This is a genomic window from Leeuwenhoekiella parthenopeia (assembly GCF_020782115.1).
In the GTDB taxonomy this organism is placed as follows: domain Bacteria; phylum Bacteroidota; class Bacteroidia; order Flavobacteriales; family Flavobacteriaceae; genus Leeuwenhoekiella; species Leeuwenhoekiella parthenopeia.
The window spans coordinates 108868-132836 of sequence record NZ_JAJGMW010000005.1 but is presented as its reverse complement, the minus strand read 5'-3'; the positions used below and the strand labels follow the sequence as shown (position 1 = coordinate 132836).

Genomic DNA, 23969 nt, shown 5'->3' with positions numbered 1-23969 from the left:
AGTCAATTTATTAACCGGTTATTAACGGAGAAAAGTAGCTTGAGGCTGTACCTTTGAATGAAACAAAAATCTAATTACCATGTCAAAAACAGGAAATACAATTTTAGCTTTAATAACAGGTGCAGCAATAGGTGCAGGTCTTGGTCTTCTTTATGCTCCTGAAAGTGGGGATAAAACAAGAAAGAAAATTTCTAAAAATGCCAAAGAGGCTAAAAGAAAACTAGAAAAGCAAATTAGCGAAACTTCAGAGCAATTATCTGCTTCTGCCAAGCAAGCCAAAAGATCTTTTGATTCTAAACTTGAGGACACGCTTAAAACAGCCAGTTCAAAAGCAGATGATATCTTGGTAAGTATGGAAAAAAAGCTTGAAGAGCTTCGCAAGAAGAATGCTAAAGCATCACAGGAAGTAGTAAAAGAAGTGAAAGATATTGACGTGCCAACTGCAAAAGCATAAGCACATATGTCTATATTCAACCTTTCAGAAAATATAAGTAAAGTATCTGATGATGCTAAGAAATATCTAAACAGTAGTCTGGAGTACTACAAGTTAGATAGTTTCAAAAAAATGATGAATGGTGCTGTATCTCTGGTTAATCTTATGGTCAGTGGCAGCATTTTTTTGATTTTCCTATTGTTCATCTCAGTAGGTTTAGCCATCTCAATTGGAGAATCATTAGGAACTATGAGCTACGGTTACTTTATTGTAGCCGGATTTTATCTTTTGGTTTTTATACTTTACAAATTATTTGGTAAACCTTTTACAACCGAAATCGTCCTCAAGAAATATTCTAAAGTATTCTTCAATGAATCAACTCAGGAGGATGTTTTGGACGAAGAATTTAAGCATTTAGAAAAGTAATTATGAAAGTCTATAAATCATTTGATCAGATCGACCGCGATCTCAAAATACTTAAGCTTCAGCAGCAGATAGATGAAGAGACACTTAAGCTAAGTATTAGTGATGTTAAGAGTTCATTTTCACCTGTAAGTCTTATTGCCGGTTCTTTAGGCGCCATTGTTCAAAAAGCTATTGTGGTTAAAACCGTAAATAAGCTTTTAGGAATCAAAAAAGTAAAGGTTAAGAATGTAGAAGATTAAAATACCTAATCAGCAGTATTAAAAAAGCCCGGATCGTAAAATCCGGGCTTTTTTGTTTAAGATAAATCTTCAGGATTATCTAAATCTCTATATCCTGATTGCGGTCTGGGTTTTTTAGGCTTTTTTGCCTTGGCTTCGATTCCCAGCTCTGCATTTCGCTTTTTCATTTCTTCACCAATCTGGTTAGATGCGACAAAACTTGCGATCATATTGTTTAGCATATCGCTACCCACCTGTGGTGAATTAGGAAGAAGAATCAGGTTACTGTTTGTTTCTTCACCTATAGATTGTAACGTATCGTAATGCTGGGTAACCACAATCAGAGCAGAGGCTTCCTGAGAGTTGATACCCACATTGTTTAAAACCTCTACAGACTCCTCCAGACCGCGCGCAATCTCTCTGCGCTGGTCTGCTATACCCTGACCCTGTAAACGCTTGCTTTCGGCTTCTGCGCGCGCTTTAGCGACTATTTTAATACGTTCTGCTTCGGCTTCATACTCTGCAGCCACTTTTTCGCGTTCAGACGCATTAATACGGTTCATCGCTATTTTAACCTGCTGGTCAGGATCAATGTCTGTTACCAGAGTTTTGATGATATCATAACCGTAATCGGTCATAGACTGGTTTAACTCACTTTTTACTGCAATGGCAATGTCATCCTTTCGCTCAAAAACGTCATCGAGTTTCATTTTTGGCACTTCAGAACGTACCACGTCAAAAACATAAGAAGTAATCTGATTCTGAGGATCTTCAAGTTTATAAAACGCGTCATACACGTTAGACTTCACTACCTGAAATTGTACTGAAATCTTCAAACGTACAAATACATCATCTTTAGTTTTGGTTTCAACAATAACGTCAAGCTGCTGTATACGCAGATTTACACGACCAGCCACCTTATCAATAAGAGGTATTTTAAATTGAAGCCCCGAATTGCGAATACTGGTAAATTTCCCAAAGCGTTCTATAATCGCAGCAGTTTGTTGCTTAACCATAAAAAAGCTGGAAATAAGAATAAGAGCGCCTACAAAAAGTAGTGCCGGAATAAGGTAAGACATAGTATTGAGTTTTAAATTATTAACGTAGTAGGGGAGTACCTATTAAAAATACAATAGATTTGTCTCAATTCTGACAAATTCGTAACAGCTTGAGACTACTATTTTTTATTTCTGCAATACTGCTATCCTGTTCTTCATATGCACAGCGATCAAGAACGGTGCATAATCACATCGGTTTGCAAGGTGTATATGCGATGAGTAATCTACAGACCGAAAATTTCAATACGTCTCAAGGCGAAGGATTTTTAGCAGGTTTATCAACACGGGGAGCTTTTTACAACGATTTTGATCTCATTTACGGTATTGATTTTATCCAAATTGGTTTGCAGGTTGAAGCGGGAGGGAAGCAGGTTGAATATGCGTTAAGTGGAGCCCAGGTAAAATTTCTTGCCAGTTATCGTATTGCCGGCGAATACCTGAGTGCATAGTTAGGACCCGTTTTACAGGTAAATGGGGGCCTAAAATTGAAAGATCAAAGTCAGGAAAATTTAATTGTTGATGGTTATACCACTTTGCAGGCCGGGGACCTGGAAGAAGTAAGCAGAATTAATGGTATGCTTACTGCCGGCTTAACCGGTGGACTTAAATGGTTACGATTGACTGCGGCTTATCAGTATAACTTTACCAATATCCTGAATAGGCTGAATTCTGAGGATCTCAATCTTAAAGATCCTGCAGCAACAAATTTCAAGGGAAATCTTGGTTTTGTTACCGCAGGTATTATCTTGTATTTATAGCCTTTCAATCGCAAAGCGAATGCGTTCCAGTGTTTTTTCTTTGCCAATGGTCGCTGCGATTTCAAAAACATCAGGTCCAGACATGGAACCTACCAGGCTTAAGCGGAGCGGTTGCATTACCTTACCAAAGCCCAAATTTTCAGCCGTAATCCAGCCTTTTACGTTAGCAGAAAGATTTTCCGCACTAAAATCTTCAGTGTCATTTACAATTTTTGATAAATGAATCATGATCTCACCGGTGTCTTCTTTCCAGGTTTTTTTGGCTGTTTTTTCATCATACTCTTCAGGTCTCTCAAAGAAGAAATGACCCTGTTCCCAAAGATCTTCAATAAAAATAGCGCGTTCTTTTACCAGTGAAATTACTTTTTGCACGTATGCATCGTCGTAGTCCAGGTGTTTTTCCTTTAGGATTTCCTGAAAAGGTTTTACCAGAGACGCTTCAGAGGTGAGGTGCAAATGTTGCTGTTGAAACCATTTGGTTTTTTCAGGATCAAATTTAGCCCCCGATTTGTGCACGCGTTCCAGCTCAAAATCTGCAACAAGCTCTTCAAGCGTATAGATTTCTTTTTCGGTACCGGGATTCCATCCTAAAAAAGCGAGCATATTAACAACGGCTTCTGGTAAGTAGCCATCTTCGCGATATCCTGCCGAAATTTCACCGGTATTGGGATCTTTCCATTCCAATGGAAACACCGGGAATCCCATTTTATCCCCGTCGCGTTTGCTTAATTTTCCTTTGCCCACAGGCTTCATAATAAGCGGTAAATGGGCAAAGCGTGGGGCTTCCCAACCAAATGCGCGATAGAGCATAACGTGCAGCGGCATAGAAGGCAGCCATTCTTCTCCACGAATTACGTGGGTAATTTCCATGAGGTGATCGTCAACAATATTTGCCAAATGGTAGGTAGGCATACCATCCGCTTTGAAAAGAACTTTGTCATCCAGCAAACTGGTATCGACTTCTACACTGCCGCGTATGAGATCTTCAAGTTCAAGCAGTTCACTTTGAGGAGATTTAAAACGAATTACATAATCTTCACCGGCATCAAGGCGTTTTTGAGTTTCTTCAGCTGAAAGATTTAGCGAATTATCAAGTTTGTTGCGGTTGTGCCAGTTGTAGATAAATGTTTTGCCTTGCTCTTCGTGATCTTTACGATGAGCGTCAAGAGCTTCAGCGGTGTCAAAAGCATAATACGCATCACCCGAAGCGATTAGTTTTTCGGCGAATGCCAAATACTTGTCTTTACGCTCGCTTTGACGGTAAGGACCATAGCCCTGCTCTTTGCCCGGACCTTCATCAAAAGGAATTCCACACCAATTGAGCGCTTCGATTATATAATTTTCGGCACCGGGAACATACCGGTTTTGATCTGTATCTTCTATTCGTAAAATAAACGAACCCTTATGTTTTTTTGCAAACAGATAATTATAGAGTGCGGTGCGTACACCACCTATGTGCAGAGGACCTGTAGGGCTGGGTGCAAAGCGCACCCTTACGTTTTGATGCATAGCTAAATTTTAGACGGCAAAGGTACTCATTATACCACACTCTGAAACAAGGTTTATTTGAGCTTTTAGATAAGGTCTTTAAGTCTGTTGAAGGCAGTTTGTGTTTATATCCCTTAAGTTGTGTATTTTAAAGATATGGGCTATACTAGAAAATTGTAGTTTTAGTTATTGTAAGTAGCGAGGTTTTAAAGAGATCATTTTGTGATGGCGTTAGAGGAAAAATTAGAAGCATTTATCAGTAAATATTATAAAAACGAACTCTTAAAGGGTATTTTGTTTTTTGTAGCCATAGGGCTCACCTATGTGTTGCTTGTTTTGATTATCGAATATTTTCTGTGGCTTAATAAACTGGGTAGGGGATTGCTCTTTTGGTCTTTTGTAGGTCTTGAATTGGTTCTGCTCATCCGCTTTATAGGTTTGCCTCTCTTTCGGCTTTTTAGACTCTCAAAAGGAATAGATTACACCAAAGCCTCTTTACTCATAGGAAACCACTTCCCCGAAGTGCGTGACAAACTCATAAATACCTTGCAGTTAAAAGCCAGCAACGCGCAATCAGATTTAGTGGCCGCAAGTATTGCTCAGAAAAGTAAAGAGCTCGAGCCGGTTCCGTTTTCATTAGCTATAGATTACAAGTCCAATGCCAGGTATATCAAATATGCGCTTATTCCGGTATTGATATTTGCTGCGGTAAGTTTTAGCCAGGGAAGTTCTTTTTTTAGTCAGACTGCGGAGCGCGTTTGGGATTATAAAGGGGATTATGTACCGCCTGCGCCTTTCATCTTTGAGTTAGCAGATTTAGAAAACCGGGCAATTGAAGGTCAGGCTTATGAAATAGAAGTTCAGGTTTCGGGTAGTCAACTGCCGGAAGAAGTTCGCATCAATCTTAACGGTCAGGATTATTTTATGAGCAATCGCGGAAGAGGGCGTTTTGCTTATACGGTAGATCAGGTGCGGGAGGATTTGAATTTTCATTTGGAAGGTAATGGGGTACGATCTGTTGGCTATGAGATACCTCTGGTAAAGACACCGGTGCTTACCGGTTTTGAAGCTCAGTTGAATTATCCTGCTTATCTGGCTAAAGCAAATGAAATTATTCTAAACACAGGATCATTCACCATACCGGAAGGAACTGAGGTGATCTTTAATCTGGAAGCACGCAATGCTGATCTTTTAGAATTTGTTTCAGATACGCTCATAGCTTTCTCCCTGAAGGGGGATAGCTTTGAATTAAAGCGCAGGTTTTTTACATCTACAGATTATGCTATTGCGACCAGCAATGCTTCTTTGAATCGTTTTGAAGAATTGCAATACCGTATTGATGTGATTCGGGATGCCTATCCCGAATTGGAATTAGAACGTAAGTCAGATACTTTGGGATCAGAACAGGTTTTTTATAAGGGAACTATAAGTGATGATCATGGTCTAAAGAGTTTAAGGTTAGTTTATTATATTGATAATCAGGAAGATAATAAGAATTATATAGATATTCCGGTTTCTAAGTTGACCGTTGATCAGTTTTATGCTGCTTTTCCGGGCAAATTGCAGTTAGAGCAGGGTAGGGCTTATACGTACTATTTTGAAGTACGGGATAATGATGTCTTAAATGGTTATAAAGCCACGCGTTCGGCTCCTGAAACTTATGATGTACTTACTACTGATAAGGCCCTGGATAAGCAACTGGAATTACAGGAAAAAACGCTCAGGGATTTAGACAAGTCAGTTTCTAAAATGCAGGAGCGCCAACAGGACTTACAAGATTTACAAAATCTCAATAAGGAGAAAAGTAAGCTTGATTTTAATGACCGAAAGAAAATTCAGTCTTTTTTCGAGAGGCAAAAGGCGCAGGAAGAGTTGATGAAGAATTATTCGGAAACGCTGAAGAAGAGTCTGGAACGTATGGATGAATTGTTAGATGCTCCATCGCAAACTAACGATTTACTTAAGAAGCGTTTAGAAAAGAATGAAGAGCAGCTTCGGGAGCAGGAAAAATTAATGGAAGAAATGGCCAGGCTTCAGGAACTTATAGACGACGAAGAACTCAGTAAGCGCTTAGACGAACTTTCTAAAAACAGTAAAAATTCCAGCCGGAGTATGGAGCAGTTGCTTGAGCTTACCAAGCGATTTTTTGTTCAGACTAAAGGGGAGCGCATAGGACGCGAACTTAATGAATTGGGTAAGGAGCAGAGCAAGGAAGCCTCAGAGCGTTCTGTTTCTGATGCTGAAAAGCAAAAACAAATCAGTAAGGATTTTGATGAACTTAAGAAGGAAGTTGAAGAATTACGTAAGGAAAATTCTGGACTTCAGAAGCCGTTGGAGATGCCTCAGTCGTCAAAGTTAGATCAAATTGATCAGGAGCAGCAAAAGGCAGAAGATGCTCTTAAGCAGGATAATTCTGACAAAAAGGAAGAACCTTCCGAAGCTCAAAAGGAAGGTAAAAAGTCGCAGAAAAAGGCTGGTGAGCAAATGCAGAAGGTAGGTCAGCAGATGATGCAGAATATGTCTTCAGGTGGAGGAGGAGGTGCCCAACAACTGGAGGAGGATATAGAAATGTTGAGACAGATTTTAGATAACCTTATTGTGTTTTCGTTTGATCAGGAATCTTTAAAGGATGATTTTGCATCACTAGATAACAGCAATCCGATGTTCTCTAAATATCTTGTAAAGCAAAATACCCTGCGCGAGAACTTTCAGCATATCGATGACAGTTTATTTGTTTTGGCATTGCGCAATCCGTTTCTGGAGGAAGATATTAATTCGGAGTTAACGGAGATCAGTTACGGTTTAGATCAGGCTTTAGAACGTCTTGCTGATAATGATATCGAGAAGGGTTTGGCCAGTCAGCAATATGTATTTAAAGGAGCAAATACATTAGCTGATATGCTTTCTGATATTCTTGATAATATGCAGGCACAAATGTCTATGGGCATTGGGTCTGGTAGCAGCGGTATGCCAATGCCTAATCCAAAGGGAGGATCCGGAAGCGGGAAACAGCTGAGTGATATTATAATGTCCCAGGAGGAGTTGGCTAAGAAGCTTGGTAAGGGAAAGCAGGAAGGTCAATCTGGAGAAGGAAGAAAGGGAGAGGGTGAGAAAGAAGGTTCAGGAAGCGGATCTGATGGTGAAGGATCGGGCGGTGATTCAGAGGATGCAAAAGACGGGAATAATGGAAAACCCGGAGGTGAATCTGGTGAAGCAGAACTCGCAAGACAATACGAGATTTATAAACAACAGGAACGTTTACGTAATAAATTACAGGACTTAATTGAAAACGGAAATTTAAATGAAGGAGCCCGGGATCTTTTAAAGGAAATGGAACAAATTGAGGAAGCATTACTCTCTGGGAACTCTTCGAGTGCAAAAAGGAGAATGGAAGATGTCATTCAGCAGTTCTTAAAACTGGAGGAAGCAGAGCAGGAAAAGGATCGTAAGAGTGAACGGGAATCTACAGCTAATACAAAAAATTTTACAAATGATGTACAAAGGGATTTCCCGGAATTGAAGGAATATTTCAATACAGATGAGATCCTGAATCGGGATGATCTTCCGTTAGAATTTAGATATAAACAAAAGGTAAAAAGTTATTTTAGAAAGACAGATGATTGAATTTAATAGTCAAAATGAGTTCAAATTAGATAAAGAAGATCAGGTTTTAAACTGGTTAAATTCCGTTGCTGAAATGGAAAATCATCAGGTGGGTGAACTGGGCTATGTTTTTTGCTCAGATGAATATTTACTGGATATAAACATACAGTATTTGGATCACGACACCTATACCGACATTGTTACTTTTGATTATAAAGAGGGCACTGTACTTAATGGTGAAATGTATATAAGCACCGATCGGGTTGCAGATAATGCAGAGCAGTTTAGTGTAAGTTTTGATAGTGAGCTGCGACGGGTAATGGTGCATGGGTTATTGCATATGTGCGGCTTTGGCGATAAGACAGATGAAGACGCAAAGCTAATGCGTGCAAAGGAGGATGAGTACTTAAAGCTTTGGGATGAGCGCTTTGCGTAAGTTGGTTATTAATTGAGTACCTTTGCGCTCATTTTAAGGAAAGAATAATTAAATGTTTCACGTGGAACAATGAGTTTTTTTGATCAGACATACGATGTTATTGTAGTAGGAGGAGGCCACGCAGGTTGTGAAGCTGCCGCTGCCGCTGCCAATATGGGTAGCAGTACACTTTTGGTAACTATGAATTTGCAAACCATCGCACAGATGTCCTGCAATCCTGCAATGGGTGGTATTGCAAAGGGCCAGATTGTGCGTGAGATTGATGCGATGGGTGGCTATAGTGGTATCGTTTCAGACCGTACGGCTATTCAATTTAAGATGTTGAATAAAAGTAAAGGTCCTGCAATGTGGAGTCCGCGCGTGCAAAGTGATCGTATGCGTTTTGCGGAAGAGTGGCGGTTAATGCTTGAGCAAACCCCTAATCTTGATTTCTATCAGGAGATGGTAAATGGTCTTTTGATGGAAGGAGATCGCATTGCGGGTGTACGCACTTCTTTAGGCATTGAAATCAAATCAAAATCGGTTATCCTTACTAATGGAACTTTTCTAAATGGTCTTATTCATATTGGTGAAAAGCAATTTGGTGGAGGTAGAGCAGGGGAGCGTAGTGCAACCGGAATTACAGAACAGTTGGTAGATTTGGGTTTTGATTCGGGTAGAATGAAAACCGGAACCCCACCTCGTGTCGATGGTAGAAGTCTTGATTTTTCTAAAATGATTGAGCAACCTGGAGACGAGGATCCGCAGAAATTCAGTTATTCAAATGTAACGAGACCACTTACCAAACAACGTTCGTGTCAAATGAGTTATACCAGCCCGGAAGTACATGATTTGCTTAGGGAGGGTTTTGACCGTTCGCCTATGTTTAATGGTCGAATCAAAAGTACGGGACCACGGTATTGCCCTTCTATAGAAGATAAAATAAACCGCTTTGCCGATAAGGACCGGCATCAGCTTTTTGTAGAGCCGGAAGGTTGGGATACTATAGAGTATTATGTGAATGGGTTTTCTACTTCGCTTCCCGAAGATGTTCAATTTAAAGCTTTACGTCAGGTGGCTGGTTTCGAAAATGTGAAGTTTTTCAGACCGGGTTATGCTATTGAATACGATTATTTTCCACCTACCCAATTAAAACACACGCTCGAAACCAAGTTGGTAAATGGATTGTATTTCGCAGGTCAGATTAACGGAACCACCGGTTACGAAGAAGCAGCTTCTCAGGGTTTGATGGCAGGAATAAACGCAAGTCTGAAAGTTCAGGAACGCGATCCTTTTATTCTGAAACGTGATGAGGCGTATATAGGTGTTCTGGTTGATGATTTGATAACCAAAGGAACCAAAGAGCCTTACCGTATGTTTACCTCCAGAGCAGAATATCGTACGTTGCTGCGTCAGGATAATGCAGACAGTAGACTTACTCCTCGCTCTTTTGAGATTGGTTTAGCCCGGGAAGATCGTATGCGTGCTTTAGAGAATAAAGAAAATGAAGCTCAAAATCTGGTTGATTTTTTCAATACCACGAGCATTCAGCCTGAAGAGGCTAACCCTGTTTTAGATGAAAAGGGTACTTCGCCTATGAAGCAATCTGATAAGATGGTGAAGATTTTTAGTCGTCCGCAGATTGCACTAAATGATATGCTTCAGTTTAAAGATGTAAAAGCCTATGTTGAAGAACATGATTTAGATACTGAAGTTTTGGAACAGGCTGAAATAAGAATCAAGTACGAGGGTTATATTGCTAAAGAAAAAGCGAACGCCGATAAGTTGCAGCGATTAGAAAATATCAAGATTCCCGATAACTTTGATTACACCAAATTGAAATCACTTTCTTTTGAAGCTCGCGAAAAACTTTCTAAAATTAAGCCCACAACCATATCACAAGCTTCACGGGTAAGTGGGGTTTCTCCCAGCGATATTTCGGTTATGTTGGTTTATATGGGGCGCTAAAATATAGTTCCACGTGAAACATCTCAGGCTATAATCTCTTCTAGAAGTAATTTATTTTGAAAAAAAACCGTTTAAAAATTAAAGATTATTCCTGTTCGCAGGAAGAGTTTGAACTGGTTTACGATTCCTATTTAGACAAGTACACGACCCAACCTGTACCTTCAAACCTGGAAGATTATTACAAGACTGACAATTATATTTCTCATACAGATGCTAAGGAAGGATTAACCGAAAAGGCGTATCAGACCGTAAAGCGTTTTATGTTGAAACGTAAATTGGCACTTATTGAAAAATATTGTGGCAAAGGCAAACTTTTAGATATCGGAGCAGGAACCGGAGATTTTCTAAAATTCGCTAAAAAGGAAGGTTGGGAGGTAAGCGGTCTCGAACCTAGTGCAGTTGCACGGACGCATGCAGAACGAAAAGGAATTACACTTTTTGAAAGCGCAGAAGCTTTAAAGGCCGAAACATTTCAGGTGATTAGTATGTGGCATGTTTTAGAACATGTACCGGACACCGAAAAGCAAATTCAGTGGATTCATCAACATCTTTCTTCAGACGGAATAGCGGTTATCGCTGTTCCAAATTTTAATTCTTATGATGCCCGGCATTATAAAGAATTTTGGGCAGCCTGGGATGTGCCCCGACACCTGCACCACTTTTCCGCTCAAAGCATCAAACTTATTTTTGAAAAGGAAGGTTTTAAACTTATAGCTCAAAGACCTCTTATTTTCGACTCATTTTATGTGAGCCTGCTTTCCGAAAAATACAAAGGAACTAAAATTCCATTTTTATCCGGTTTTTTAAATGGATTACGATCCAATATAAAAGCTTTGATTAGCAAAGAGTATTCTTCACTGATTTTTGTCTTTAAAAAGGACGAAAACTAAAAATAAAGCCTTTAGATGGTGTTATTTTAATCTTGTCAGGTAAGTGATAGCTAAATTTCCAAAAAGCCCTGAGATCGTCTTATATGAAGTCGTTTTTTATTGCTTTTGACTATTTGTTTAAATTCCTGCATAGATTCGGCTTATTGTAAATTTATTTTTACAAAATCTTTTTTTAATGCGTGCTAATCTTACATTTGCACCAAATTTTAACAAACATGAAAATTATAGCTCAATTAATGCTTTTAGCATTTCTGGTATCTTCTTGTTCAAAATCAAAAACTGGTTTTGTAGATACCCAAAAATTATTTGAAGAGTATACCGAACTTACCGAAGTACAGGATAAGTATACTAAACTTAGTGACGAGGTGCGTTCAGATCTTGAACCACAAATTCAGGCTTTTCAGATCAAGGTTGATTTATATCAGCAAAATGCCGCTACTATGAGTCCGGCAGAACGTCAGCAAAAAGAGCAGGAGTTAGGAGCACTTCAACAACAGATTCAACAGGCACAACAAGTGCGTGGAGGTCAGATTCAGCAGGAGAGCCAGGCTGAGATTGACACCATTATCAAAAAAGTGCGTGATTTTATTGCAGACTACGGGAAGAAAAACGAGTATGAGTATATCTACGGAAAAAATGAAGGGGCTAATATTCTTTACGGTAAAGAAGAATTAGATCTAACTGATGAAATCCTAAAAGAACTAAACGATAAATATACTTCTGGTGGTAAAGAAGTTGCTGAACCTGCTGAAACTGAAAAGCCTGCTGATAGTCTTAACTAAGCCGAATCAAAAAGTATTAAAAAGCTGTCTCCAAAGACAGCTTTTTTTATGCTTTGGTGTGTAGTAAACGGGTAAGTTTTATGGAAAGATCAGTTAGAATAATCTTCGCATTGCCATTGCGCTCAATGTGATACGAGGCTGTCTGCAGTTCTTCAATCACCCCATTTATATTATTGCCATGTACATAAGGAGCAAATTTGGCCAGTTCAAATTGGGTAGAAGGTTGTAAATAAACCAGTTCTGAAGCATTATAATTCAACAATAAGGCTTGCCTAAAAAAATCTTCACAATAGCCTAAAAAACTTTTTTGTGTTTCTCTTCCTTTTGAGGCAATGTTTTCGCTCCAGGCAATAAGATCGAGTATGGCCTTTTTATTCCCACGAGCTTTAAATGCAGTACGCACCCAGTCTACAAACCAGGTCTCATATTCTTCTTCCTCGCTGTTATTCTCCAGTAAATGCAGCGCCAGATTATAGTCTCCGTGAGCTTTTACGGCAATTTTTTGAGCTTCGGTTTTAGTGCAATAGTGTTTGCTTATCAGCGCCTCTTCCAGTGCTTCCGAGGCAAGAGGAGGGAAGTGCAGGATCTGGCAACGCGATTTAATGGTGTCCAGTATTTGATCTTCGTTTTCCGCGACGAGTATAAAAACGGTTTTTTGCGGAGGCTCTTCAATCAACTTAAGCAACTTGTTTGAAGCCGAGGTATTCATTTTATCGGCCATCCAGATGATCATCACTTTATAGCCGCCTTCATAAGATTTCAAGGAGAGTTTCCGCACGATATCCTGAGCCTCATCAACCCCAATTTTCCCCTGTTTTTTCTCAATGCCGAGATGTTGATGCCAGTCGTAAAGACTTCCATAGGGATTTTTGCCGAAAAATTCGCGCCATTCTTTTGCAAAGTGATCAGATACCGGATGGGATTTAACCGAATCTGTCGTCGCTACCGGAAACGCGAAATGCAGGTCAGGATGTGAAAGATGCTCAAACTTGACATTGCAGGAGGTATTACCACCGCTATTTTCACCATCAGCATTAGCGCAAATAAGGTATTGGGCGTAAGCTACGGCACAGGGTAAAACACCACTTCCACTGGTTCCCACAAAAAGTTGGGCGTGTGCGATGCGTTTACGGTCTACGCTGGTAGTCAGGTGGTTTTTTATAAACTGCTGCCCTAATATAGATTGAAACTGCATGCGCCAAATATAACAGAAATGTAACGTATTTTCTGAGCCTATCTGTTATATTTGTTGGCTCTGTGACGCTTAAGGCGTTACATCATTAAAGACCAATCAACCTTAAAATAATAGCTAACCGTAAAAGCAAAATTTCATGAAAACTATTGACGATTTCAATTTTAAAGATAAAAAAGCCCTGATCCGGGTAGATTTTAATGTTCCGCTAAACGACAGTCTTGAAGTTACCGATGTAACCCGTATCGAGGCGGCAAAACCTACCATTTTAAAAATTCTGGAAGACGGCGGATCTGCGATTTTGATGTCACACCTGGGAAGACCTAAAGATCACGAGCCTGAGTTTTCATTGAAAAATATTACCGGCACCATTTCTGAAATCATAGGAGTGCAGGTAAAATTCGCTGAAGATTGTGTAGGACCTAAAGCCGAACAAGCTGCTGCAGATCTGGAAGCCGGTGAAATTTTACTGCTTGAAAACCTACGCTATCACGATGCGGAGACAGACGGGGATGAAGATTTCTCTAAGCAATTGGCCAATCTAGGCGATATTTATGTGAACGACGCTTTTGGTACCGCGCACCGCGCACACGCCTCTACGACTATCGTTGCCCAGTTCTTTCCAGAGAAAAAGTGCTTTGGCTACTTACTGGCCAAAGAAATTGAGAGCATCGATAAAGTATTAAACGATAATGAAAAGCCAGTACTCGCTATTTTAGGTGGTGCTAAGGTTTCATCAAAAATCACTGTTATTGAGAATGTGTTAGACAAAGTAGATGACCTGATCATTGGTGGCGGTATGGCCTATACCTTTATCAAAGCGCAGGGCGGAAAGGTAGGAAGCTCAATCTGTGAAGATGACAAGTTAGAACTGGCACTTGATATTTTAAAGCAGGCTAAAGAAAAGAATGTAAATGTTCACCTGCCTGTTGACGTGGTTGCTGCAGACAGCTTTTCTGAATTTGCAAACACCAAAGTAGAACCTATAAACGCTATTCCTGATGGTTGGCAAGGTCTTGATGCAGGACCAAAATCACTAGAAAACTTCAAGAGCGTGGTACTGCGAAGCAAAACGATTTTATGGAATGGTCCATTAGGCGTTTTTGAGATGAAACCTTTTGCAAACGGGACTATTGAACTGGGTAATTTTATCGACGAGGCTACTCAAAAAGGAGCATTTTCACTTGTAGGTGGTGGCGATAGTGTAGCCGCAGTTAAACAATTTGGTTTCGAAGATAAAGTAAGTTACGTTTCTACAGGCGGCGGCGCAATGCTCGAAATGCTTGAAGGTAAAGAGCTTCCGGGTATCGCAGCTATACAAAATTAACATACCACAGGTTTGGGATTATCCCGGGCGTTTTAGATTTTGATTAAAAAATACGACTTTAGCGTTTGCATCGTTGTTAATATCTATGAAGAAAAGCTTAAGTCTCGGCATCGCATTAAGTTGCCTGTCTGTTCTGGTCTTAAACGCCCAGGAATCCAATACCGAAAAACCGGCTGAAGCTGCACTGCTCAGCAAATCACTACCTGTTGTAGATACGGTAGAACTCAAACAAATTCAGCAAAGCCTGAATAAGGAAATGAAGGGTAATCCTTCAAAACCTGATCAAAAAGTCTTTTTGTTTAAAGAGGTTAAGGGTGATAGTACTACCTATAACTTAAAAGATCGAAAGTACGCGGCTAAAATAGATGAGCGTTGGATCGAAGAACTCACCACAGGAACACTTTACGACTCGATCAGCGCATTAGTTGATGATACCGAGTACGAAGAGGTCAATTACCCTGAACTCACCACAGAAACGCTTAAAAAGCGTCTGGCAGATCTCAATGCCCGAACACCTTTCAATATCGAGTATAATCCTTCTCTTGAAAATGTCATTAAAGGCTACTTAAAGCGACATAAGCCCACTTTAGAACGCCTTATGGGACTTTCTGAATTTTATTTTCCGGGATTTGAGGAGACCTTTGATAAGTACGATATGCCCCTGGAGCTTAAATATCTGGCCATTGTGGAATCTGCCCTTAGACCACGCGCAAAATCCCATGCAGGTGCTACCGGAATCTGGCAGTTTATGTTTGGTACCGGTAAATTATACGGTCTTGACATCAGTTCGTATGTAGATGAGCGCATGGATCCCATTATGTCTACGGAAGCTGCTGCAAAATACCTCTCTAAACTCTACGAAATTTTTGGAGACTGGGACCTTGCCCTGGCTTCGTATAATTCAGGACCGGGTAATGTGAGTAAGGCCATACGCCGCAGTGGTGGCCGTACCAACTACTGGAACATCAGGCACCATTTGCCACGTGAAACAGCAGGTTATGTACCGGCTTTTCTGGCAACAATGTACATCTTTGAGTATGCCGAAGAACACGGCTATAAGCCTCAAAAGCCGGATATCAATTACTTTGAGACCGATACGGTACGGGTAAAGGAAATGCTCACCCTGCAGCAGGTTTCTGCTTACACCGGGGTTTCTTTAGAAGAAATTCAGTTCTTAAACCCGGCTTATAAACTGGATATTATTCCCTACGTTTCTGATGAAGATTATTATTTGCGCCTTCCGGTAACGGCTTTGGGACCTTTTGTAAATAATGAAACCGAGATTTACGCGACAGCAAAAGAAGAAATGAAGCGGGAAGAAGAAACCTTGCCCGAGTATCTTGAGGTGCCTTCAAGTGTTACGTATCGTGTGCGCAGTGGGGACTATTTGGGTAAAATTGCCGAACGCTACAGCGTAGGCGTGTCTCAAATAAAACGCTGGAATAACCTGAGGTCAAATAGCTTACGTGTGGGACAGCGGCTTATTTTATATCCTACAAAACCTGTTGCTACTGCCGGTGCAACTGCACCAGCCGCCAAGGCTTCCAAAAAATATGTTGTCAAAAAAGGGGACAGTTTATGGACTATCGCGCGGAAATTTCCCGGAGTTAGTGCAGAGAACCTTAAAGTTTGGAACGATCTTAGTGGTAATAGCTTAAAACCGGGAATGACTCTGGTTATCGCTAACTAACATTAATTCTTTTACACAATGCGAAAAATTATTCTTTTATTGACGCTCTTTGCTTTGGTTGCCTGCAACGACAAGCCCGAAGGAAAAGTGCTTTCAAGCTCATCAGGTGTGCTCAATACCCTCACCGTGATCATGCCAAATGATATGTGGGCCGGTGCCGTGGGGGAGGCCGTTAGGGAAAAACTGGCAGGGCCGGTAAACGGTTTACCACAGGTAGAACCCATGTTTGAGATTAATCAAATGCCGGAAGAGGCCTTTACAGGCTTTATGCGGAAGCAACGTACATTTTTAAAAATCGAGCAGGCCGATTCTTCGGGAGTTTCTATAATCAACGATGAATATGCTCGTCCTCAAACAGGGATTATCGTAAAAGGTCCTTCCGAGGAAGCCATTATTAATCAAATAGCTCAGGACAGTGCTAAAATTGTAAATGCAGTAAAAAAAGCAGAGTTCACCGAAAAAATCCGTCAAATAAGCCTGTCTTTAAAAGAGGATAAACCGCTTCAGGATGCTTTTGGTATATCGATGAAATTCCCAACCGCATACCGCTACGCTAAGAAAGACGATAATTTTTTCTGGATACGTAAAGACATTCCGCATGGGGATATGAATATTACGGTCTATGAAGTGCCATACAGTATGGTTGACCGAGACTCTAATACCGTGGGATCACTTATAAAAATGCGCGATTCCATAGGTGGCGATAATATTACCGTAAGCGAGGGCATGCGTTTTATTACGGAAGCTGCTTTTGCACCTTATCTGGAAGAAACCACTATAGATGGCAAGCCGGCTTATCAGATGAAAGGGATGTGGGAGGTTAAAGGCCGTTATATGGCCGGGCCTTTTGTAAATTTTACTGTCGACGATAAAGAAAATGATCGTTATCTGGTGCTTGAAGGTTTTGTATTTAAGCCTTCTGCAAGCAAGCGGGATAATCTTTTTGAACTGGAGTCTATTTTACGTTCAGTCAAATTTTTAGATCAAAGTGAATAAACCGAATTTATAAAACGAAAAAGCGCCTGAGGTTAATCAGGCGCTTTTTTTATTTAAACAATTTTGATAATTGTTATGATTTTTTATCCTCTAATTTTTCTTCAGATTTTTTTGAACTGTCATCATCTCTGGAAGCATCTTTAAATTCCTTTATACCACTTCCTAAGCCTCGCATCATTTCCGGTATTTTTTTACCTCCAAAAAGTAAGAGTACTATCACTACGATAAGCCCAATCTGCCAAGGACCCACCATGCCTAATATTATCGCTGGTATATTCATAATTCAATATTTAGAAGGTAAAGATAACAAGAATTAGCCAAAAAGCGTTGTAGTATCAAAAACTTTAGCAGTAGGCAAACGCCTTTTTAAATTTTATATTTGTTGACGCATACGTTAATTGAGACCTTAGAGGTATGCAACTAAAGCACGTTTAAATCATGGCCAAAACCAAAGAGCGTAAGAAATTAAAGAAGCGACTGCTGCACAAGTATCGGTTGTTGATTTTAAATGAAGACACTTTTGAGGAACGCGTCTCCTTAAAACTCACCCGTCTCAACGTGTTTATTTTAGTAGGCTTTTCTGTGATCATTCTTATCGCATTGACCACAATACTCATTGCCTATACGCCATTACGTGAATATATACCGGGCTATTCTTCGGTAAGATTAAAAAGACAGGCCACCGCATTAATGTTTGAGACCGATTCTCTTAAGCGGCAGCTCGACATCAATCAGCAATATTTGGCCAGCATTAAAAGAGTGCTTACCGGTGATGTGGCAGAGGTCAATTTCAACAAGGACTCTATTGCATTAACAGAGCCCAGAGATACAGCCGGACTCGAGTTTCGGGTTTCTAAAGAAGACAGTATTTTACGGGAACAGGTAGCAAATGAAGACCGCTATAACCTTTTTGATCCGGCTTCACCTACAGTAAGTTTTTCCCTGTTTCCGCCTGTAAAAGGTAATATTACTGAAGGCTACGACGCAGATGAACGCCATTACGCAGTAGATGTGGTGGTTCCTAAAAATGAACCGGTAAAAGCAGTTGCAGACGGTACCGTTATCTTTTCAGAATGGACGGCAGATACCGGCTACGTGTTAATCATAGAACATGGCAACAATTTGATTTCGGTTTATAAACACAACGCTTCACTTACCCAAAGTCAGGGTGATCTGGTAAAAGCAGGGGAGGTGGTGGCCATTGCAGGCTCTACAGGCGAGCTCTCTACAGGGCCGCATCTGCATTTTGAATTGTGGAATAACGGCTACCCCGTAGATCCTACTAATTATATCGCATTTGAATAATGTCTATTAAATCAATTTCGGCGAAAATCTTTGCCCAATACATCGTATCCAAAACCAAAAAGTGGAGCCGTAACCCCGGTGCCTCACAACAACAGGTTTTTGAATATTTAATCAGCAAAGCTGAAAAAACACGATTTGGTGAGGATCATAATTTTAAAGCCATAGACAGCTACGAGGCATTTAAAAAGCTGGTTCCCATCAGGGATTATGAAGAGCTGAAGCCCTATGTAGAACAGGTGGTTGCCGGTAAAAGAGACATTTTATGGCCGGGTTTACCGGAGTATTTTGCTAAAACTTCGGGCACAACTTCCGGAGCCAAATACATTCCCATCACTGCCGAGTCTATGCCTATGCACGTGAACGCTGCACGTGATGCAATCCTGCATTACATCGCAGATACCGGTAAAAGCGACTTCGTAGATGGTAAAATGATCTTTTTACAGGGTAGTCCCGAGCTTCAGACTAAAAATGGCATCAAAACCGGGCGCCTGTCTGGTATTGTGGCGCATTATGTGCCCGGTTATCTGCAACGCAATCGGATGCCGTCCTGGGAAACCAACTGTATTGACGATTGGGAAACCAAGGTAGATGCCATCGTCGAGGAAACCCATGACAAAAATATGACCGTCATTAGCGGGATTCCTTCCTGGGTGCAGATGTATTTTGAACGGCTAAAAGCCAGGCGAGACCTTCCTGTAGGTGCCATTTTTCCAAATTTTGAACTGTTTATTTATGGCGGGGTAAATTATGAGCCGTATCGTAAAAAGTTTGAAAACCTCATAGGCCGAAAGGTTGACAGCATTGAATTATACCCGGCCAGTGAAGGCTTTTTTGCCTTTCAGGATTCGCAAAGCGAAAAGGGCATGCTTTTGCTGCTAAATAGCGGTATTTTCTACGAGTTTGTAAAAGCCGATTCGTTTTTTGAAGAGAACCCGGAACGCCTGAGCATAACCCAGGTTGAATTAGGGGTAAATTATGTGATGATTATTTCTACCACCGCAGGTTTGTGGGCGTATAATGTAGGAGACACCGTGATGTTTACAAGCCTGAAACCTTATCGGGTAGTAGTTACCGGCCGCATTAAGCATTTTATTTCAGCCTTTGGGGAGCACGTGATCGGTAAGGAAGTTGAAGAAGCCCTTACGGAAGCTTCGATACAGCACCAGGTTCAGGTAAGTGAGTTTACAGTCGCCCCGCAAATCAATCCCGCTTCAGGATTACCCTATCACGAGTGGTTTATCGAGTTTGACCGCGAGCCTCAAGACCTTAATGCTTTCGCGAAAGCGATAGATGAAAACCTGCAAAAACAAAACAGTTATTACTACGATCTCATTGCGGGTAACGTCTTGAAGCGACTCGAGATCCGAAAAATTCAGCCGGGAGGCTTCAATATGTATATGAAATCAAAAGGCAAACTGGGCGGGCAGAATAAACTCCCCAGACTGTCTAACGACCGGAATATTGCCGAGGCTTTAGAGCAACTTAATTTTTAAAAAGTATATTTGGCTTCATGAGTATTTTAAAACAGGAAAGCAGAACACGGGCGCAGGAATCTTCTGCAGCAATAGAGCGTATGTATATCACCATGCGACATCTGTTTAATCGCGGGTTTTATAAACCTATGGGTATTTCAGGTGAAACCTTGCGTGAGGCGCTGCTTATTTTAAGACCGGAGATTTACGGCACCATTGCCGAAGAAAAGGTAGAACTTAACGGTTTGTTGTACGTTATAGACCGTCTTCCGGAGGGGATTGAAGAATGCCGTTATATCAATTTAACCAGTGATGAGGGCTATAAAGATTCTCACTTTAAACCCATTATACCTCCCAAGCGCCGCCGCAATTGCTATCGTATTGACGAGGAGCAGATGAACATTGAAATCACCCGCGGCCGCTCGGAGATCTATGATATTTTAACCCACCTTACGTTTCTGTTTATCGAATCGCATAAGATCATGAAACGTGTGGTGATCAATGAGGAAGGGCATACTACCCGCGACTGGAAAAAGCTGGAAAAAGCCGTGCTCGATGAAGAACCGCTGAGCCGTGAGGATCGGGAGATTGCCCTCACACATACCGCAAATATTCTGGGCAGAACTTTTCAGGAAGCTTCGGCCATCTACACTAAATTTTCGGCACCCAATAATGAAAAGCGCTTTTTGAAGCTCATTTACTGGTTGGGCAAGCGAGCTATTGAAGAAGCCCTCGACAGCGACAAAAGACTGGTGACTTTTTCGCCCTTGCTGCGCGAACGCCTGGGGCATCACATTCACGGGGAGATCTGGGCCAATGCCATAAAAACCGAACTGGAGGCCAAAGGTTTGCTGCGCAGACCCATTCACATCATCAGTGCCAATATGCACAGCGTGATGAATACGCTTTTTGCGCCGGTTGCCCTTGAAAAGGAAATGGCCAAAAAGGAAAATCTTGAGATTTATGAGACGCTAAGCAATCCCGGTAGCGCCAAACTGCGTGCCCGAGTGGAGAAAACCGCGCAGCAAAACGGAATGATTTTTCTGCGCGATCAAAGCGGTACAAACATAGACATTCAGATTTTTGATACTAAAAAACTCGATTTAAAGCAGAATAACTTCTGCACTAAAGCTTCCTATCCTGAAGGGAAAGAACCCGTTATTATCGTGATGGATTATGCTTTTGGCGAGCAGGCTTACGAGACTATGGAAGAATTGCTGAAGCCTTACGAAAACAAGCGCGAAAACGTACATCTCGATGTAAAATCGATTTCGATAATGGGTAAGGCAGGCATTCTTGAAGGCGGAAAGGGAGATATTATGATCCCAAAAGCCCATTTGTTTGAAGGTACAGCAGATAATTATCCTTTTGAAAATCAATTAAAGAAAGAACATTTAGAGGGGCACGGCATTTCGGTATGTGATGGCGCGATGATTACCGTTTTGGGAACTTCGCTTCAAAACCGGGATATTCTGCGCTTTTTCTACGAAAGCACCTGGAATGTCATAGGTCTTGAGATGGAAGGCGCACATTATCAAAAAGCCATACAGGCAGCAGCAAAACTCCGCGGAAGCATTAGCGATACGGTAAAAGTACGTTATGCCTATTATGCTTCAGATAATCCGCTTGAGACGGGAAGCACACTGGCTTCAGGAGGTTTGGGGACCACGGGGGTAAAACCCACGTATTTGATAACCGAGCGTATTTTAGAACAAATTTTTAGCGAATAATGGCAGCAAAACGCGCTACTAACGACATTGAATTGATAGACCTCAAAGAGGGTTTCAAATCGGGCTTTAATGCTCTTGGAATGTTTGTTTTTAGATGCTTACGCTTTGTTTTAAAACGCGCATTAATCCTCGGGATTTTACTTGCTGCAGGAATAGGTCTGGGTTTAATCTGGCAGCTGGCTACTTCAGCACCCAAAAAAGTAGAGCTGCTGGTAAAATTGAATGCCGGCAGTACCGCATTTGTTTACCATACTTTACAGGAATTTGAGCAAACTTCTGAGTTCCCTCACATTCAGTCTGCAGAAATAGAACCCGTTGTGGATCTTTCTGAAATTCTGGAAAAATTTAAAGTGCTTGATGACGAGCAGATCATGATGTTTCTCGATGAGATAAACAGCTCAAAACCGCTTTTACAGTCAGAAGCGCTACGATCTAACTACGAACTTCATAAAATAGACCTGATTGTTGATGATCGTGCAGATTTGCAGGACGCAACGGCTATTTTAGATCTTTTTTCCCGCAGCGAATATTACCGGAATAATCTTGCTCAAATACAGGAAATCAACACGTCTCAGATTGAATCCAATACCTTTGCTGTTGCCCAGATAGACAGTCTCCTGCTCAATATAAACAGGAGTTTAAAGGATACAAAAACAGGCAGCGCATATATCAACTACGAAGATTTTGATTTGGCTTCTTTATTGCGGGTAAAGGATTCTATTATTGAAAAAAATAAGCTGCTCAAAACATGGGATAACGTAGGTACCTGTCTGGTTTGTCTAGTAAATTCACCAAAAGTAAGAGATTACAAATCTTTTTTTTACTACAAAGCCGTTTGGTTACCCATCCTGCTCATTGCAGGCTATCTGCTGTTCAGCGTGGTTCTTAGATTTTATCATAAAACCGCTTCACGTATTGATGAATGATAAAACCCCGGCAGTTTCTACCTTTTCTTAAACAAAACACTCAGGGTTTATTAGCCCTTATTTTAAGAGGCGTGGGGGTAGCTGTTTTACTGGGTATTTCTCTTTTTCTAACCAATTTTTTTGATCCCGTATATGTAGGTGAGTATGAGCTGGTACGCAGCTTATTGCTTATAGGGGGTAGCCTTGTGGTTTTGGGTTTTGATCAGGCAATCCTACATCACGCCGGGGTTTTAAAGGCATCTCAGAATTTAGCAGGGCTGAGGTTGATATACCGCAAGATGATCTTTATGATTTTTTTGAGCTCGCTTTTGATTATGTTGCTGGTCTTCAGCCTGCCCGAAGAGGTGTTTACAAGCTTTTTTGAAGATGTACAGGCAAAACGTCTTGTTTTATTCACCTCGGCCGGATTGTTTTTCTATGCCGTATCAGCTTTAAATACCGAATTATTCAGGGCCTACGGACAAATCAATCGTTCCGAATTATTTAGAGGAATCGTCAAATATGCCCCTTTTTTAATAGGAATTATTCTACTGAAAGTCTTCCGCGCAGGATCATACATTTATCTGGTATTTTTGGGGAGTTTCGTGTTGCTCGCAGTCATCAGTAGTTTGTTGGTGTGGAAGAAAAAGGAAAAAAAAAGTACGGCTGTAGAACCCTTGGGAAGTCTTGGTATTTTAAAAAAATCCTTTCCAATGGCGGTAAGCAGTTTGGGTTTTTTCCTGTTGTTGAGTATCGATATCATTATTTTAAAAAAATATGCTGATTATGCTCAGGTAGCTTATTATGCGACTGCTGTAAAGCTGGTCTTGATCGTAAGTACGGTTTTAAATACGATAAATGCGCTTTTTGCCACTAATCTGGCACACCAGTATCAATTGAACGACACAGGTGCGTTAAAAGCGCTCCTAAAGCGTGCATCCCGACTTATTTTTATTCTATCTCTGCCTCCGTTGCTGATACTTTTGATTTTTCCGGAGTTTATTTTAAGTTTTTTTGGCGAAAGCTATACGCAGGCCTACAATGCCCTTCGAATTCTCGCCCTGGGGTACCTGGTAAGTTGCCTCTCAGGAGTGGCTGCCATATATCTGAATATGACCGGCAGGGCCCGCCAGTTTCAATACATCCTGCTTATCGCTGTTTTAATAAACCTTGTATTGAACCTGATTTTGATTCCATCCTACGGTATTGAAGGAGCTGCGATTGCTTCCGGTATCGCTATCGCTTTTTGGAATGTATGTGTGGTGGTTTATGTTTACAGAACAGATAAACTACAGGTATTTTTAAGTTAAACC

Annotated in this window: 22 protein-coding genes; 18 read left to right on the top strand and 4 right to left on the bottom strand. The window is 40.9% G+C overall.

The genetic code is table 11. The features are described 5' to 3' along the window. Positions 1-79 precede the first annotated feature (79 nt). From LLW17_RS05675 to LLW17_RS05665, 3 genes are read left to right on the top strand one after another with little or no spacing between them, the layout of a single operon-like run. Entirely contained in the window at positions 80-454 is a 375-nt protein-coding gene (locus tag LLW17_RS05675) for a YtxH domain-containing protein (protein WP_228229293.1), read from the top strand. A gap of 6 nt (positions 455-460) precedes the next feature. Continuing rightward, the gene (locus tag LLW17_RS05670; RefSeq protein WP_228229292.1) at positions 461-859 is read left to right on the top strand and encodes a hypothetical protein; all 399 of its coding nucleotides are present in this window, start codon (positions 461-463) and stop codon (positions 857-859) included. A gap of 2 nt (positions 860-861) precedes the next feature. Then, on the top strand, positions 862-1098 hold the full coding sequence (locus tag LLW17_RS05665) for a DUF6327 family protein (protein WP_228229291.1): 237 nt from the start codon (positions 862-864) through the stop codon (positions 1096-1098). Between the two features lie 56 nt (positions 1099-1154). On the opposite strand, the gene LLW17_RS05660 is transcribed toward LLW17_RS05665, so the two are convergent. Next, complete coding sequence (locus tag LLW17_RS05660) at positions 1155-2156, bottom strand: SPFH domain-containing protein (protein WP_228229290.1); 1002 nt, start codon at positions 2154-2156, stop codon at positions 1155-1157. Between the two features lie 89 nt (positions 2157-2245). On the opposite strand from LLW17_RS05660, the gene LLW17_RS05655 reads away from it, so the two are divergent. Together LLW17_RS05655 and LLW17_RS05650 are read left to right on the top strand one after the other, a co-directional pair. Beyond that, positions 2246-2584, top strand: coding sequence for a hypothetical protein (locus tag LLW17_RS05655; RefSeq protein WP_228229289.1), 339 nt, complete (start codon positions 2246-2248; stop codon positions 2582-2584). Between the two features lie 36 nt (positions 2585-2620). Beyond that, positions 2621-2893: a hypothetical protein gene (locus LLW17_RS05650; protein ID WP_228229288.1), complete on the top strand. Its 273-nt coding sequence runs from the start codon at positions 2621-2623 to the stop codon at positions 2891-2893. On the opposite strand, the gene gltX is transcribed toward LLW17_RS05650, so the two are convergent. Continuing rightward, positions 2888-4402: a glutamate--tRNA ligase gene (gene gltX / locus LLW17_RS05645; RefSeq protein WP_228229287.1), complete on the bottom strand. Its 1515-nt coding sequence runs from the start codon at positions 4400-4402 to the stop codon at positions 2888-2890. The genes LLW17_RS05650 and gltX overlap by 6 nt on opposite strands. A gap of 204 nt (positions 4403-4606) precedes the next feature. Between gltX and LLW17_RS05640 the strand changes: the two genes are divergently transcribed. The 5 genes from LLW17_RS05640 (at position 4607) to LLW17_RS05620 (ending at position 12039) form a co-directional block, all read left to right on the top strand. Further along, complete coding sequence (locus LLW17_RS05640) at positions 4607-8005, top strand: DUF4175 family protein (protein ID WP_228229286.1); 3399 nt, start codon at positions 4607-4609, stop codon at positions 8003-8005. Next, on the top strand, positions 7998-8420 hold the full coding sequence (gene ybeY, locus LLW17_RS05635) for an rRNA maturation RNase YbeY (RefSeq protein WP_228229285.1): 423 nt from the start codon (positions 7998-8000) through the stop codon (positions 8418-8420). The genes LLW17_RS05640 and ybeY overlap by 8 nt, the downstream gene beginning before the upstream one ends. Before the next feature lie 69 nt (positions 8421-8489). After that, positions 8490-10367: a tRNA uridine-5-carboxymethylaminomethyl(34) synthesis enzyme MnmG gene (gene mnmG, locus LLW17_RS05630; protein WP_228229284.1), complete on the top strand. Its 1878-nt coding sequence runs from the start codon at positions 8490-8492 to the stop codon at positions 10365-10367. A gap of 56 nt (positions 10368-10423) precedes the next feature. Then, the gene (locus LLW17_RS05625; RefSeq protein WP_262908937.1) at positions 10424-11257 is read left to right on the top strand and encodes a class I SAM-dependent methyltransferase; all 834 of its coding nucleotides are present in this window, start codon (positions 10424-10426) and stop codon (positions 11255-11257) included. A gap of 215 nt (positions 11258-11472) precedes the next feature. Continuing rightward, entirely contained in the window at positions 11473-12039 is a 567-nt protein-coding gene (locus tag LLW17_RS05620; RefSeq protein ID WP_228229283.1) for an OmpH/Skp family outer membrane protein, read from the top strand. Between the two features lie 46 nt (positions 12040-12085). On the opposite strand, the gene LLW17_RS05615 is transcribed toward LLW17_RS05620, so the two are convergent. Next, on the bottom strand, positions 12086-13234 hold the full coding sequence (locus LLW17_RS05615) for a DNA polymerase III subunit (protein WP_228229282.1): 1149 nt from the start codon (positions 13232-13234) through the stop codon (positions 12086-12088). A gap of 136 nt (positions 13235-13370) precedes the next feature. On the opposite strand from LLW17_RS05615, the gene LLW17_RS05610 reads away from it, so the two are divergent. The 3 genes from LLW17_RS05610 (at position 13371) to LLW17_RS05600 (ending at position 17244) form a co-directional block, all read left to right on the top strand. After that, on the top strand, positions 13371-14558 hold the full coding sequence (locus LLW17_RS05610) for a phosphoglycerate kinase (protein WP_228229281.1): 1188 nt from the start codon (positions 13371-13373) through the stop codon (positions 14556-14558). Positions 14559-14643: 85 nt separating this feature from the next. After that, positions 14644-16248, top strand: coding sequence for a LysM peptidoglycan-binding domain-containing protein (locus tag LLW17_RS05605; RefSeq protein ID WP_228229280.1), 1605 nt, complete (start codon positions 14644-14646; stop codon positions 16246-16248). Between the two features lie 18 nt (positions 16249-16266). Then, positions 16267-17244 carry a DUF4837 family protein gene (locus LLW17_RS05600; protein WP_228229279.1) on the top strand — a complete coding sequence of 326 codons (978 nt, stop codon included), beginning with the start codon at positions 16267-16269 and terminating at the stop codon, positions 17242-17244. Between the two features lie 73 nt (positions 17245-17317). Here LLW17_RS05600 and LLW17_RS05595 read toward each other — a convergent pair whose 3' ends face one another. Beyond that, positions 17318-17524, bottom strand: coding sequence for a Sec-independent protein translocase subunit TatA/TatB (locus LLW17_RS05595; RefSeq protein ID WP_228229278.1), 207 nt, complete (start codon positions 17522-17524; stop codon positions 17318-17320). Between the two features lie 158 nt (positions 17525-17682). On the opposite strand from LLW17_RS05595, the gene LLW17_RS05590 reads away from it, so the two are divergent. Genes LLW17_RS05590 through LLW17_RS05570 form a run of 5 tightly spaced genes read left to right on the top strand, consistent with a single transcriptional unit; the run spans position 17683 to position 23966 of the window. Then, the gene (locus tag LLW17_RS05590; RefSeq protein ID WP_228229277.1) at positions 17683-18549 is read left to right on the top strand and encodes a M23 family metallopeptidase; all 867 of its coding nucleotides are present in this window, start codon (positions 17683-17685) and stop codon (positions 18547-18549) included. Continuing rightward, a complete protein-coding gene (locus LLW17_RS05585; RefSeq protein ID WP_228229276.1) occupies positions 18549-20042 on the top strand; it encodes a GH3 auxin-responsive promoter family protein in 1494 nt (497 codons plus the stop codon). Before LLW17_RS05590 ends, LLW17_RS05585 begins: the two co-directional genes overlap by 1 nt. Positions 20043-20059: 17 nt before the next feature. Further along, a complete protein-coding gene (locus tag LLW17_RS05580; RefSeq protein WP_228229275.1) occupies positions 20060-21751 on the top strand; it encodes a DUF6909 family protein in 1692 nt (563 codons plus the stop codon). After that, a complete protein-coding gene (locus LLW17_RS05575; RefSeq protein ID WP_228229274.1) occupies positions 21751-22677 on the top strand; it encodes a hypothetical protein in 927 nt (308 codons plus the stop codon). The genes LLW17_RS05580 and LLW17_RS05575 overlap by 1 nt, the downstream gene beginning before the upstream one ends. Continuing rightward, positions 22674-23966 carry an MATE family efflux transporter gene (locus LLW17_RS05570; RefSeq protein ID WP_228229273.1) on the top strand — a complete coding sequence of 431 codons (1293 nt, stop codon included), beginning with the start codon at positions 22674-22676 and terminating at the stop codon, positions 23964-23966. The genes LLW17_RS05575 and LLW17_RS05570 overlap by 4 nt, the downstream gene beginning before the upstream one ends. The last annotated feature ends 3 nt before the right edge of the window (positions 23967-23969 follow it).

Bases quoted from the DNA above. Each gene is read 5' to 3' on its own strand.
- LLW17_RS05675 (WP_228229293.1), top strand. From the start codon at position 80: ATGTCAAAAACAGGAAATACAATTTTAGCTTTAATAACAGGTGCAGCA.
- LLW17_RS05670 (WP_228229292.1), top strand. From the start codon at position 461: ATGTCTATATTCAACCTTTCAGAAAATATAAGTAAAGTATCTGATGAT.
- LLW17_RS05665 (WP_228229291.1), top strand. From the start codon at position 862: ATGAAAGTCTATAAATCATTTGATCAGATCGACCGCGATCTCAAAATA.
- LLW17_RS05660 (WP_228229290.1), bottom strand. From the start codon at position 2,156: ATGTCTTACCTTATTCCGGCACTACTTTTTGTAGGCGCTCTTATTCTT.
- gltX (WP_228229287.1), bottom strand. From the start codon at position 4,402: ATGCATCAAAACGTAAGGGTGCGCTTTGCACCCAGCCCTACAGGTCCT.
- LLW17_RS05640 (WP_228229286.1), top strand. From the start codon at position 4,607: ATGGCGTTAGAGGAAAAATTAGAAGCATTTATCAGTAAATATTATAAA.
- ybeY (WP_228229285.1), top strand. From the start codon at position 7,998: ATGATTGAATTTAATAGTCAAAATGAGTTCAAATTAGATAAAGAAGAT.
- mnmG (WP_228229284.1), top strand. From the start codon at position 8,490: ATGAGTTTTTTTGATCAGACATACGATGTTATTGTAGTAGGAGGAGGC.
- LLW17_RS05620 (WP_228229283.1), top strand. From the start codon at position 11,473: ATGAAAATTATAGCTCAATTAATGCTTTTAGCATTTCTGGTATCTTCT.
- LLW17_RS05615 (WP_228229282.1), bottom strand. From the start codon at position 13,234: ATGCAGTTTCAATCTATATTAGGGCAGCAGTTTATAAAAAACCACCTG.
- LLW17_RS05610 (WP_228229281.1), top strand. From the start codon at position 13,371: ATGAAAACTATTGACGATTTCAATTTTAAAGATAAAAAAGCCCTGATC.
- LLW17_RS05605 (WP_228229280.1), top strand. From the start codon at position 14,644: ATGAAGAAAAGCTTAAGTCTCGGCATCGCATTAAGTTGCCTGTCTGTT.
- LLW17_RS05600 (WP_228229279.1), top strand. From the start codon at position 16,267: ATGCGAAAAATTATTCTTTTATTGACGCTCTTTGCTTTGGTTGCCTGC.
- LLW17_RS05595 (WP_228229278.1), bottom strand. From the start codon at position 17,524: ATGAATATACCAGCGATAATATTAGGCATGGTGGGTCCTTGGCAGATT.
- LLW17_RS05590 (WP_228229277.1), top strand. From the start codon at position 17,683: ATGGCCAAAACCAAAGAGCGTAAGAAATTAAAGAAGCGACTGCTGCAC.
- LLW17_RS05585 (WP_228229276.1), top strand. From the start codon at position 18,549: ATGTCTATTAAATCAATTTCGGCGAAAATCTTTGCCCAATACATCGTA.
- LLW17_RS05580 (WP_228229275.1), top strand. From the start codon at position 20,060: ATGAGTATTTTAAAACAGGAAAGCAGAACACGGGCGCAGGAATCTTCT.
- LLW17_RS05575 (WP_228229274.1), top strand. From the start codon at position 21,751: ATGGCAGCAAAACGCGCTACTAACGACATTGAATTGATAGACCTCAAA.
- LLW17_RS05570 (WP_228229273.1), top strand. From the start codon at position 22,674: ATGATAAAACCCCGGCAGTTTCTACCTTTTCTTAAACAAAACACTCAG.